Here is a 12,043-nt window from a genome sequence, read left to right as displayed (position 1 = left end):
AGCTACGAGCCACAAGCACTGGCTTTTTCTTGCCGCTTGCCGCTTGAGCTTGAGGCTTAATGTATGAGCTGTGATTTCCTCGCCCTGGCTCAGCCAGGCGTGCAAAAACTGTCGCCCTACGTGCCGGGCAAGCCGGTGGACGAACTGGCTCGTGAACTCGATCTCGATCCCGCTACGATCGTAAAACTGGCCAGCAACGAAAACCCGCTGGGCCCCAGCCCGAAAGTCATCGAGGCGATCCGGGCACAGCTCGACGAGCTGACCCGGTATCCCGATGGCAACGGCTTCGAACTCAAGCAAAAGCTGGCCGAGCGGTATGGCGTCGCCATCGAACAGGTGACGCTCGGCAACGGCTCCAACGATATCCTTGAACTGGTCGCGCGTGCCTACCTTGCCCCAGGCCTGAATGCGGTATTCAGTGAGCATGCGTTCGCGGTCTATCCCATCGTCACCCAGGCTGTCGGTGCGCAAGTGAAGGCGGTCCCGGCCCGGCAATGGGGCCACGATCTGAAGGCCATGCTGGCGGCTATCGACGAGAACACTCGTGTCGTGTTCATCGCCAACCCCAACAATCCCACTGGCACTTGGTTCGGCGCCGAGGCGCTGCAACGCTTTCTCTCCGGTGTGCCGAACCATGTATTGGTCGTGCTGGACGAGGCCTATATCGAGTATGCCGATGGAGGAGAGCTGCCGGATGGATTGAGTTTCCTGGCTTCGCATCCCAATCTGCTGGTTTCCAGGACGTTCTCCAAAGCGTACGGGTTGGCTGCGTTGCGTGTGGGTTATGCGATCTGTTCGGCAGAGATTGCCGACGTGCTGAATCGGGTGCGTCAGCCATTCAATGTCAACAGCCTCGCGCTTGCGGCGGCTTGTGCCGCGTTGGACGACATTCGGTATCTGACCGAGAGCCGGGCTTGCAACGCGGCCGGTATGCTTCAACTCGAGGCTGGTTTCAAGCAGATGGGATTGGATTGGATTCCCTCGAAAGGCAACTTCATTGCGGTCGACTTCGGTTGTGATGCGGCTCCCGTGAATCAGGCATTGCTGCGCGACGGCGTTATCGTTCGGCCGGTCGCCAGCTATGGGATGCCGACTTTCCTACGGGTTTCCATCGGCACTGAAGCGGAAAATATCCGTTTTCTGGATGTCTTGCGCAAGGCGCTCGGACGTTGAGCAGAAACGTGGAACCGCTTCCAGATGTGCCAATGGTGCGGCGACTGGTCGTTGTCGGTCTGGGGCTGATTGGTGGCTCGTTCGCGAAGGGGCTGAGGGAAGGCGGGCTCTGTGGCGAGGTGGTCGGTTTCGATCTGGACGCTCGCTCTCGCGAACTAGCCGTCGAGCTTGGTGTAGTGGATCGCTGTGCTGATAGCCTTGCGGAAGCGTGCCTGGGGGCGGATGTCATTCAGCTGGCCGTTCCGATCCTGGCGATGGAGCGCGTGCTGGCGGAGCTTGCGTCCCTTGACCTCGGGAGCGCTGTGCTGACCGATGTTGGCAGCGCCAAGGGCAACGTGGTGCGTTGTGCCGAAAAACAGTTCAGAAGAATGCCACCGCGTTTCGTGCCCGGGCATCCGATAGCCGGCTCGGAACAGAGCGGTGTAACGGCTGCCGAAAGCACGCTCTTCCGGCGACACAAGGTGATCCTGACGCCGTTGGAAGGCACTGATCCAGCCGCACTGGCGCTTGTCGACGGGCTTTGGCGCGCGCTGGGTGCGGATGTCGAGCACATGGGCGTTCAGCATCATGACGGCGTCTTGGCGGCTACCAGCCATCTTCCCCATCTGCTGGCTTTCGGTTTGGTGGACTCGTTGGCGAAGCGGAACGAGAATCTCGAGATATTCCGTTATGCCGCCGGCGGGTTTCGCGACTTCACCCGCATTGCGGGCAGCGATCCGGTGATGTGGCACGACATTTTTCTCGCCAACCGCGAGGCGGTGCTGCATACCTTGGACGATTTTCGTGCCGACCTCGACGCGCTACGCGCCGCGGTCGATGAAGGAGACGGGCATACGTTGTTGGGCGTGTTCACGCGCGCCAAGGCTGCCCGCGAACATTTCAGCAAAATACTGGCTCGCAGAGCCTATGTGGACGTTATGCATTCCAAAGATCTGATCTTCCTCGCCAGCCCTGGCGGCAGCCTCAACGGTCAACTTCGTGTGCCAGGCGACAAATCCATCTCCCACCGTTCGATCATGCTCGGCTCGCTTGCCGAAGGTACCACCGAGGTGGACGGTTTCCTCGAGGGCGAGGATGCCCTCGCGACCATTCAGGCATTCCGCGACATGGGTGTGGTCATCGAAGGGCCGAATCAAGGGCGCGTTACCGTCCATGGCGTTGGCCTGCACGGCCTGAAGCCGCCGCCAGGCCCGATCTACCTCGGCAATTCCGGTACCTCGATGCGCCTGCTGTCCGGGCTGCTGGCCGCTCAGCCCTTCGATACCACTCTGACGGGGGACGCTTCGCTGTCCAAGCGACCGATGAATCGCGTGGCCAAGCCACTGCGCGACATGGGAGCGGTGATCGAGACAGCGGCCGAAGGGCGCCCGCCATTGACCATTCGCGGCGGTCAGAAGCTGTCCGGCATGCATTACGAGATGCCGATGGCCAGCGCACAGGTCAAATCCTGCCTGCTCCTTGCCGGTCTTTACGCCGCAGAGAAAACATCGGTGACCGAGCCTGCACCGACGCGGGATCACACCGAGCGGATGCTGCAGGGCTTCGGCTACCCGGTGAAGGTCGAGGGAAGTACTGCCACGGTCGAGCCCGGTCATAAGCTGCGTTCGACGCAGATTGAAGTGCCCGCCGATATCTCTTCGTCCGCATTCTTCATGGTTGCGGCCAGTATCGCGCCAGGCTCCGACGTTACGCTTGAGCACGTCGGGGTCAACCCGACCCGTACCGGTATCATCGATATCCTCAAGCTGATGGGGGGCGATATCGAACTGACCAACTTGCGTGAAGTGGGTGGCGAGCCGGTTGCGGATATCCGTGTTCGCGCTGCTCAGCTCCGGGGTATCGATATACCTGAAGACCTCGTCCCGCTCGCAATCGACGAGTTCCCGGTGCTGTTCGTCGCGGCGGCCTGTGCGGAAGGGCGAACGACATTGCGCGGTGCCGAGGAACTGCGGGTCAAGGAGTCCGACCGTATCCAGGTGATGGCCGATGGTCTGCAAACACTCGGCGTCAAGGCCACTCCGACCCCGGACGGGATTATCATTGAGGGCGATGCGGCCTTTGGCGGCGGCGAGGTCTGGGCCCACGGTGATCATCGCATCGCGATGTCCTTCAGTGTCGCTGCGCTTCGAGCCAGTGCGCCGATCCGCATCCACGACTGCGCCAACGTCGCCACGTCGTTCCCGAACTTTCTTGCACTGGCCGAGCGGGCTGGGATGCGTGTAAGTGTGGAGGGTAATTCATGATCAGCCAGGTCCCGGTCATAACCATTGACGGCCCGAGCGGCTCCGGCAAGGGCACAGTTGCGGCGCTGCTGGCGGCCAAGCTGGGATGGAATTTTCTCGATTCCGGTGCACTTTACCGTTTGCTTGCCTTCGCTGCGCGCAACCATGGCGTCGACCTGACCAACGAGGAATCGCTCAAGGTTCTGGCCGCTCATCTGGATGTGCAATTCGGTGCGGATAAAAACGGTCATGGGATGCGGATCGTTCTCGAAGGCGAGGAGGTCACCCAGGCGATTCGTAACGAACAGGTTGGGGCCGGGGCTTCGCAGGTTGCGGCGTTGCCTGCTGTGCGCGAGGCGTTGTTGCAGCGTCAGAAGGCATTCCGCGAACCGCCTGGACTCGTCGCGGATGGTCGTGACATGGGAACTGTGGTTTTTCCTGACGCGCCCTTGAAGATATTCCTCACCGCCAGCGCGGAGGAAAGGGCGCGCCGGCGCTTCCTGCAGTTGAAGGCCAAGGGTGATGATGTTAATCTCGCGAGTCTTCTCGATGAGATACGGGCGCGTGATGAGCGTGATACCCAGCGTGAAGTGGCTCCGCTGAAGCCGGCAGACGATGCCGTACAGCTGGATTCGACCGAGCTATCCATCGAGCAGGTGTTAGGACAGATTCTGAGCGAAGTCGCCAAGCGCGATTTCGCCTGATGACTGGCTGCCACAGGGCGGCTCGACGGTTCCTGAGGTTCAGGACTGTTAACAAGGAGGCATGTGGGAGACCAGAGCTAGTCCCACAGGCCTTTTTTTATATGAATGAACCCACGTTATCTGGGATGTGGAGATTGGGCGGATCCTCGCCCGAAAAACAGCAGGAATACACATGAGCGAAAGCTTTGCAGAACTTTTTGAAGAAAGCCTAAAAACCCTCGACATGCAGCCGGGTGCGATCATCACCGGCATCGTGGTCGACATCGATGGTGACTGGGTCACCGTCCATGCCGGTCTGAAGTCCGAGGGCGTCATCCCGGTCGAGCAGTTCTACAACGAGCAGGGCGAGCTGACCATCAGCGTGGGTGACGAAGTTCACGTTGCGCTGGACGCGGTTGAAGATGGCTTCGGTGAAACCAAGCTGTCCCGCGAAAAAGCCAAGCGTGCCGAGTGCTGGATTGTTCTGGAAGCGGCTTTCGCAGCTGAGGAAGTGGTCAAGGGCGTTATCAACGGTAAGGTTAAGGGCGGCTTCACGGTCGACGTTAACGGCATCCGTGCGTTCCTGCCAGGTTCCCTGGTTGATGTCCGTCCAGTGCGTGATACCACTCACCTGGAAGGCAAGGAACTCGAGTTCAAGGTCATCAAGCTGGACCAGAAGCGCAACAACGTTGTCGTTTCCCGTCGTAGCGTCCTGGAAGCCGAGAACAGCGCCGAGCGCGAAGCGCTGCTGGAATCGCTGCAGGAAGGCCAGCAGGTCAAGGGTATCGTCAAGAACCTCACCGACTACGGCGCATTCGTCGACCTGGGTGGCGTGGACGGCCTGCTGCACATCACCGACATGGCCTGGAAGCGCATCAAGCATCCTTCCGAGATCGTTAATGTTGGCGACGAGATCGACGTCAAGGTGCTGAAGTTCGACCGCGAGCGCAACCGCGTCTCCCTGGGTCTGAAGCAGCTGGGCGAAGACCCATGGGTTGCCATCAAGGCCCGTTACCCGGAGAACACTCGCGTAATGGCGCGTGTTACCAACCTCACCGACTACGGCTGCTTCGCCGAGCTGGAAGAGGGTGTCGAAGGCCTGGTGCACGTTTCCGAAATGGACTGGACCAACAAGAACATCCACCCGTCGAAGGTCGTACAGGTCGGCGACGAAGTGGAAGTCATGGTTCTGGACATCGACGAAGAGCGTCGTCGTATCTCCTTGGGCATCAAGCAGTGCAAGTCCAACCCATGGGAAGACTTCTCCGGCCAGTTCAACAAGGGCGACCGCATCTCCGGCACCATCAAGTCGATCACCGATTTCGGTATCTTCATTGGTCTGGACGGCGGCATCGACGGTCTGGTTCACCTGTCCGACATCTCCTGGAACGAAGCCGGCGAAGAAGCTGTGCGTCGCTTCAAGAAGGGCGACGAGCTGGACACCGTCATTCTGTCGGTTGATCCGGAGCGTGAGCGCATCTCCCTGGGCATCAAGCAGCTGGAAGACGATCCGTTCTCCAACTACGCGGCCGTCAATGACAAGGGCAGCATCGTTCGCGGTACCGTGAAAGAAGTTGACGCCAAAGGCGCCATCATCGATCTGGGTAACGATATCGAAGCCACACTGAAAGCCTCTGAAATCAGCCGTGATCGCGTTGAAGATGCGCGTAACGTCCTGAAAGAAGGCGAAGAAGTCGAAGCCAAGATCATTAGCATCGACCGCAAGAGCCGCGTTATCAGCCTCTCCATCAAGTCGAAAGACGTTGAGGACGAGAAGGACGCGATGAAGGAACTGCGTACCAAGCAGGACGTAGAACCAGCTGCCGGTCCGACCACCATTGGTGATCTGATCCGCGCGCAAATGGAAAACCAGAACTAAGTTCTGTAATCCAGTTGAAAAAGGGCGACTTCGGTCGCCCTTTTTTGTGCCCGTGTCCCGGTCCTGAATAAGGTTTTACACTTTCGTCTTATCCATCGATAGAACGCTCATGGCAGAAGGTGCGCGGCGCAGTCAGCGGGCCGTAGCTGCCTGTCAGGTCCTGAGCAGGCAACCGTTTTGTATCAAAAGATGGCGTCTCGCCTGGAAGTGCGATTCCGCTGGCTCGTATCTATGCAGGCTTCGCTTGATATGCGCCGAGCGTGGTTAATCTTGTGTCGCACCGCCCGCTAGCGCTTGGTTCACCTCTAGCCAGCCGGCTACTGCCTCGTCTCCTATTTGCTTGAATACCCGTTCGAGTAGGCGTACCTGCTCCCGTCTAAGTGCCTGCTCCAGCTTGGCGCCTTCAGGCGTGAAACGCAGCATGCGCTTGCGCTTGTCGTCTTCCGCCGTTCGGCTTTCTACCAGATGCATCTCGATGAGCTGCCGCAGCGGTATGTTCAGTGCCTGCTTGCTTACACCGAGATAGCCGAGCAACTCTTTCACGCTGAGGTCAGGATAGCTGGCGATAAAGAACAGAATGCGATGATGAACTCGAGACAGTCCGCGGCGGGCAAGCATCTCGTCCGGCTTGGCTGTGAAAGCCTGATACCCAAGGAAGAAGCTCTCCATGATCTGGCGCTGAATTGTGCTTTTTTTTAGGTCAGTCATATTGACGTATTCGCGGTCGTAGGCGTAATTTAAGTCAAGTAGTTTGACTCATTTTATTCCACTCTGCATCTGGTGCCCCATGGCCTTCTCCGAACGCGTCGACCGCCTGAAAAGCTCGCTGATCCGTGAAATTCTTGCCGCTGCGCAGCGCCCCGAGGTGATGTCGTTTGCCGGAGGCCTTCCCGCCGAATCGATGTTGCCAAGGGTCGAGTGGGCACAGATGCCGGCGAGCATGGGTCAGTACGGTATGAGCGAAGGGGAGCCTGCATTGCGCGAAGCCATCGCCGCTGAAGCGCGTGCGCTCGGCGTCGCCTGTTCGGCCAGCCAGGTGCTGATTGTCAGCGGCTCCCAGCAAACCCTGGATCTGGCGTCGAAGCTGTTCATTGATCGCGGCACCGAGGTGTTACTTGAGGCGCCGACTTATCTGGCCGCGCTACAGGCATTTCAGTTGTTCGGTGCCGATTGTCTGGCGGTACCGCAGGAAGCCGATGGGCCGTCGCTGGTCGCGCTGCGTCAACGGCTGGAACAGCACAAGCCTGCCTTTGCCTACCTGATCCCGACGTTCCAGAACCCTTCAGCGGTTCGCTATAGCGAAGAAAAACGTGACGCGGTAGCGGCGCTCCTCGATGAGTTCAATGTGACTCTGATCGAAGATGAGCCCTATCGCGAGCTGGTTTTCGACGACGGCAGCGCCCGGCCCATCGTCAGTCGAATGCGTAAGGCAAGTTGGATATACACCGGTACGATCTCCAAGACGCTGCTGCCGGGCCTACGGGTCGGCTATTTGATCGCGACTCCGGATCTGTTTCCGTATCTGCTGCGGCTGAAGCAATCGGCCGACCTGCATACCAACCGCATTGGCCAGTGGCAGGCGCTGCAATGGCTGGGAAGTGAGCAGTACCTTTCGCACCTGAACGAGCTGCGCCGCTTCTATCGCCTGCGCCGCGATGCGATGCAGGCGGCGCTGGAGGAGCATTTTAGCGACCTTGCCGATTGGCAGCTTCCTCAGGGTGGGCTGTTCTTCTGGTTGCAGGTGAAGCGGCCGGTGGATACGCGCACCTTATTGAAGCCGGCACTGGCACAGGACGTGGTGTTCATGCCTGGCGAACCGTTTTTCATCGATCCCGAGCGTAATCCTGGATATTTACGGCTTAACTTCAGCCATGTTGCGCCAGAACGCCTGGGAGAAGGCATACGGCGGCTAGCCGGCGTGGTGCGCGAGGCCGATGTGATCGAGGCGGCTTAACCAATATCAGGACGCTGCGTTGCCCCAGGGGGAAGAAATGGCGTACAGGGTTTATGGCGATCATCGGTCCGGCAATTGCTACAAGGTGAAGCTGATGCTGCATTTGCTCGGTAGGGATTATGAATGGGTTCCGGTGGATATCCTCCGCGGTGAAAGCCGTGAAGAGTCCTTTCTGAAAAAGAACCCCAATGGCAAGATTCCTGTGCTCGAACTTGAGGACGGCGTCTGCCTGTGGGAGTCGAATGCGATCCTCAATTTCCTTGCGGAGGGGTCGGAATTTCTCCCTTCGGATCCGCGTCTGCGCACTCAGGTTCTGCAATGGCAGTTCTTCGAGCAGTACAGCCACGAGCCGTTTATCGCAGTGGCGAGGTTCATCAAGGTTTATCTAGGGCTGCCAGACGATCGTCTTGATGACTATGCGGCCAAACAGCTGGACGGCTACCACGCACTGGACGTCATGGAGCAGCAGCTGGTGCGCACGCCGTATCTAGTGGGTGACCATTACTCGATTGCGGATGTCGCGTTGTATGCCTATACGCATGTGGCCGAGGAGGGCGGTTTCCGGCTGGACAGCTACCCGGCAATTTGTGGGTGGCTACAGCGCGTTGCCAGTCATCCGCGGCATGCGGGTATGTTCGATTAGGCGGGAAGGCGTAACGCAGCGATAAGCTGTGGGAATGGGCTGAGAGGACCGTGCCGTCCTCCCAGCCTGCCCGGCTACCTGACCAGGCCGAGAAACTCGCTGCGGGTCGCGGCGTTTTCGCGGAACTGTCCAAGCATGACCGAAGTGACCATCGACGAGTTCTGCTTCTCGACGCCGCGCATCATCATGCACATGTGCTGCGCCTCGATGACAACCGCCACGCCCCAGGCGCCAGTAACCGTCTGAATCGCCTCGGCGATTTCTCGCGTGAGGTTCTCCTGAATCTGCAGGCGACGGGCATACATCTCGACGATCCGTGCGACTTTCGAAAGCCCGAGTACCTTGCCGTTGGGCAGGTAGGCGACGTGAGCCTTGCCGATGAACGGCAGCATGTGATGCTCGCACAGAGAGTACAGCTCAATGTTCTTCACCAGCACCATTTCGCTGTTGTCAGAGCTGAACAACGCTCCGTTGGTGACTTCTTCCAGTGTCTGCTGGTAGCCCTTGCACAGGTACTGCATGGCTTTGGCGGCGCGCTTGGGCGTATCGAGTAGGCCCTCGCGGTTGACGTCCTCGCCCAGTTGGCCAAGGATCGCGGTGTAGTGTGTTTCCAGGGACATGTGACTACCTGTCAGGCTTGCGAAAAAGCGCGAATGCGAAGGTTAGGGGGTCGGCCGCTGGGCTGCAAGCGTCACGCATCATGAATAATGAGCAGATCGAGGCGCCTGAGGCGACGATCACTCGTCGCGGCCTTCGAGCATGGTGCGCTTGAGGATCACATAGACCGCACCGGTGCCGCCATGTCTCGGCAGGCAGGAAGTGAAACCGAGAACCTGCGGATGCTGGCGGAGCCAGGTGTTGACATGACTCTTGATCAGCGGACGCTTGCCATCGATTCGTGCGGCCTTGCCGTGCGTGACCCGTACGCAGCGAATCTCGAATTTGCATGCTTCGGCGAGAAAGTCCCAGAGCAACTCGCGGGCCTTCTCGACGCTCAGTCCATGCAGGTCCAAACTACCCTCGAATGGGATCTGGCCGGCTTTTAGCTTGCGCATCTGGCTGTCCTGAACGCCGTCTCGTACCCAATTCAATTCATCTTCTGCCGCGACATCGATGACGAATTGGTCGGATAGCCCATCGATGCGGGTTTCGCCGTCACTGATAACGGCATTGGCTCGCCGCGTCGCTATCTGCGCTTTGTTGCTGCGTGGTTTGCCTGTGTCGGCGCGATCATGTTCGATCGGCTTGACGCCGCGAACCGCCGATTTGAACAGGGAAAAATCGTCTTCTTGCATGGGGCCTCCGCGTTTGCCGGCGATTTTACCCCAAAGCTTTTGCCGCTTGCCTGTACGGTGTAGGGCAGTCGTTGCTGCTTGATCAGCGCTTCTTTTTCAGGCCGGGGGACATGCTCAAGCCGCTGGGTTCACGCAAGCGGCGGCGTACGCGACGCCTGATGAACATGCCGAACAGCAGCAGGATCAGGCCCGTTATCAGCAGCGTCACCGCAGCCTCGCGATCGAGGGCCATGCTGACAACGGCTTCGTGATTGCTGAACAGCGATGCTGCGCCAGAGCCGGCCAGAAGTACACCGACGATAATCAGCAGCAGGCCGAGCGCTGCAGCGAGTCGCGCCCCCCAGCTTCGCTGTTGGCGAGGGCGAAGGCGGCGTGCATCGAATCCATCGGTTCGTTTCATTGCAGTTACCTCGTCAGAACAGGCGGAGACCGGGACCTGCCCGGTCAGGTTCATTCAGTATCAGGTAACGCTTTACCGCTCGGTGGCTTACGCCAGGGCTGCTGCGTCGCTCACGCAAACGGCGAAATTGTCTGCAAGAATGGTCATCTCCATCCGATGCACCTGTGCGGCGTCAATTGCACCGTCTCCCATCGGTAGATCACGGGTGGCGCAGGCCTTGTCCACCAGCGTACAGCGGTATCCGTAGTCTTTCGCAGCGCGCACCGTGGTGCTCACACTGGAGTGAGTCATGAATCCACAAACGATCAGATCAAGACGGCCGTGCTGCTGCAGCAACTCGTGCAGCTTGGTGCCGGCGAACGCGTTGGGTAGCGTTTTGCCAATCACGGTTTCGCCAGGAAGCGGCGCCGCCTCCGGCATGATCTGCCCGCGTAGGCCCTGTGGATCGAACAGCCCGCCCGGGATTCCAAGGTGATGAACGTGCACGACGGGCGCGCCAGCTGCGCGAGCGGCGGCGAGCACGCCGCCGATTTCTGCGAGCGCCGAGTTCAGGTTCGGCAGTGCAAGGGTCCCCGTCCGGTATTCTTCCTGAGCGTCTATGACCACAAGGGTCGCGTTAGCCAGAGTCGCCGGTGCATAGCTGCGGCCACTGAGCTGTAGCATGGTCTGTGGCTTGGACATGACTGACTCCTTGTTTTGAGAGGGGCATGATTGTGGCGCCAGATGACCAATATGTGAACTGCCCAAGGTAATGAATTCGCCATTTGAATTGTGGGTATTAGGCAATACGCCACCATATCGGGTGATATGCGCTGAGAAAGTCGAGCGGGCATCGGCTAAACTTTCGCGCTTTTGACAGGAGATGCCGCCGTGACTGCTTCGCCTTCCCGCTTGCGTACCTTGCGCGATCACATTCGCTGGGCCGTCAGTCGCTTCCAAGCCGAGCAATTGTTCTTCGGTCATGGTACGGATAATGCCTGGGACGAGGCGCGCCAACTGGTGCTTGGCGCTCTGCATTTGCCATGGGAAATGGCCGACAGCTATCTCGATTGCCGTCTGGAAGATGATGAGCGAGATCATCTCCAGGGCCTGCTGCGCCGAAGAATCGAGGAGCGCGTGCCCACCGCTTATCTGCTCGGGCAGTCCTGGTTCTGCGGGCTTCCGTTTATCGTCGACGAACGGGTACTGATCCCGCGTTCGCCAATCGGACAATTGATCGACCGCCGTTTCGAGCCATGGCTGGCGGGCAATCCCGCGCGGATTCTCGATCTGTGTACGGGCTCAGGTTGCATCGGTATTGCCTGCGCCTACGAGTTCCTCGAGGCCGAGGTGGTGCTGGCTGATCTGTCTTTCGAGGCACTTGAAGTGGCCAACCGAAATATCGAGCTGCACGGCCTGGAAGATCGTATCTATACCGTGCAGAGCGATGGGTTCGATGGGTTACCCAAGCAACGTTTTGACCTGATCGTATCCAATCCGCCGTACGTGGACGCAGAAGACTTCGCTGACATGCCAGACGAATACCACCATGAGCCAGCCTTGGGGCTGGCCTGCGGCGATGATGGCCTGGATCTCGTACGGCGCCTGCTGGCCGAAGCGGCAGATCACCTGACCGAAACCGGCACGCTGATCATCGAAGTCGGTAACAGCCAGGTGCATGTCGAGGCGCTGTACCCCGAAGTGGACTTTACCTGGTTGGAGTTCTCAGACGGGGGGCATGGGGTGTTTCTGCTCTCTGCAAGCCAATGCCGTGAGCATCAGGCGTTGTTTCGTGAGCGAATCGCGCGGTAGGGA

At 59.2% G+C, this 12,043-nt stretch carries 12 protein-coding genes; 7 read left to right on the top strand and 5 right to left on the bottom strand.

Annotated elements, in window-relative coordinates; translation table 11 throughout:
• Positions 1–63 precede the first annotated feature (63 nt).
• From hisC to rpsA, 4 genes are all read left to right on the top strand, one after another.
• Positions 64–1,173 carry a histidinol-phosphate transaminase gene (hisC, locus tag DQ405_RS09510; protein WP_168423984.1) on the top strand — a complete coding sequence of 370 codons (1,110 nt, stop codon included), beginning with the start codon at positions 64–66 and terminating at the stop codon, positions 1,171–1,173.
• 32 nt (positions 1,174–1,205) lie between these two features.
• On the top strand, positions 1,206–3,416 hold the full coding sequence (locus DQ405_RS09505) for a bifunctional prephenate dehydrogenase/3-phosphoshikimate 1-carboxyvinyltransferase (protein WP_168424049.1): 2,211 nt from the start codon (positions 1,206–1,208) through the stop codon (positions 3,414–3,416).
• Positions 3,413–4,099: a (d)CMP kinase gene (gene cmk / locus DQ405_RS09500; protein ID WP_168423983.1), complete on the top strand. Its 687-nt coding sequence runs from the start codon at positions 3,413–3,415 to the stop codon at positions 4,097–4,099. Before DQ405_RS09505 ends, cmk begins: the two co-directional genes overlap by 4 nt.
• 172 nt (positions 4,100–4,271) lie before the next feature.
• The gene (rpsA, locus tag DQ405_RS09495) at positions 4,272–5,957 is read left to right on the top strand and encodes a 30S ribosomal protein S1 (RefSeq protein ID WP_019339331.1); all 1,686 of its coding nucleotides are present in this window, start codon (positions 4,272–4,274) and stop codon (positions 5,955–5,957) included.
• Positions 5,958–6,221: 264 nt separating this feature from the next.
• Here rpsA and DQ405_RS09490 read toward each other — a convergent pair whose 3' ends face one another.
• Positions 6,222–6,665 (bottom strand): MarR family winged helix-turn-helix transcriptional regulator, encoded by a 444-nt coding sequence (locus DQ405_RS09490; RefSeq protein WP_168423982.1) that lies wholly within the window; start codon positions 6,663–6,665, stop codon positions 6,222–6,224.
• Positions 6,666–6,744: 79 nt separating this feature from the next.
• Between DQ405_RS09490 and DQ405_RS09485 the strand changes: the two genes are divergently transcribed.
• Positions 6,745–7,911, top strand: a complete 1,167-nt coding sequence (locus DQ405_RS09485) for an aminotransferase-like domain-containing protein (RefSeq protein WP_168423981.1) — start codon at positions 6,745–6,747, stop codon at positions 7,909–7,911.
• 37 nt (positions 7,912–7,948) lie between these two features.
• Complete coding sequence (locus DQ405_RS09480) at positions 7,949–8,554, top strand: glutathione S-transferase family protein (protein WP_168423980.1); 606 nt, start codon at positions 7,949–7,951, stop codon at positions 8,552–8,554.
• Between the two features lie 74 nt (positions 8,555–8,628).
• On the opposite strand, the gene folE is transcribed toward DQ405_RS09480, so the two are convergent.
• The 4 genes from folE to DQ405_RS09460 form a co-directional block, all read right to left on the bottom strand.
• Entirely contained in the window at positions 8,629–9,174 is a 546-nt protein-coding gene (gene folE / locus DQ405_RS09475; protein ID WP_168423979.1) for a GTP cyclohydrolase I FolE, read from the bottom strand.
• Positions 9,175–9,291: 117 nt separating this feature from the next.
• A complete protein-coding gene (locus DQ405_RS09470) occupies positions 9,292–9,849 on the bottom strand; it encodes a Smr/MutS family protein (RefSeq protein WP_168423978.1) in 558 nt (185 codons plus the stop codon).
• Between the two features lie 82 nt (positions 9,850–9,931).
• Positions 9,932–10,249 carry a hypothetical protein gene (locus tag DQ405_RS09465; RefSeq protein ID WP_168423977.1) on the bottom strand — a complete coding sequence of 106 codons (318 nt, stop codon included), beginning with the start codon at positions 10,247–10,249 and terminating at the stop codon, positions 9,932–9,934.
• An 87-nt stretch (positions 10,250–10,336) separates the two neighbouring features.
• Positions 10,337–10,930: a cysteine hydrolase family protein gene (locus DQ405_RS09460; protein WP_168423976.1), complete on the bottom strand. Its 594-nt coding sequence runs from the start codon at positions 10,928–10,930 to the stop codon at positions 10,337–10,339.
• Positions 10,931–11,119: 189 nt separating this feature from the next.
• Here DQ405_RS09460 and prmB point away from each other — a divergent pair, with 189 nt between their 5' ends.
• The gene (prmB, locus tag DQ405_RS09455; protein ID WP_168423975.1) at positions 11,120–12,040 is read left to right on the top strand and encodes a 50S ribosomal protein L3 N(5)-glutamine methyltransferase; all 921 of its coding nucleotides are present in this window, start codon (positions 11,120–11,122) and stop codon (positions 12,038–12,040) included.
• Positions 12,041–12,043: the final 3 nt, after the last annotated feature.

The organism is Pseudomonas sp. SST3, assembly GCF_003325755.1.
The sequence above is the reverse complement of the archived record's forward strand: the minus strand, read 5'-3'. Positions and strand labels throughout refer to the sequence as shown.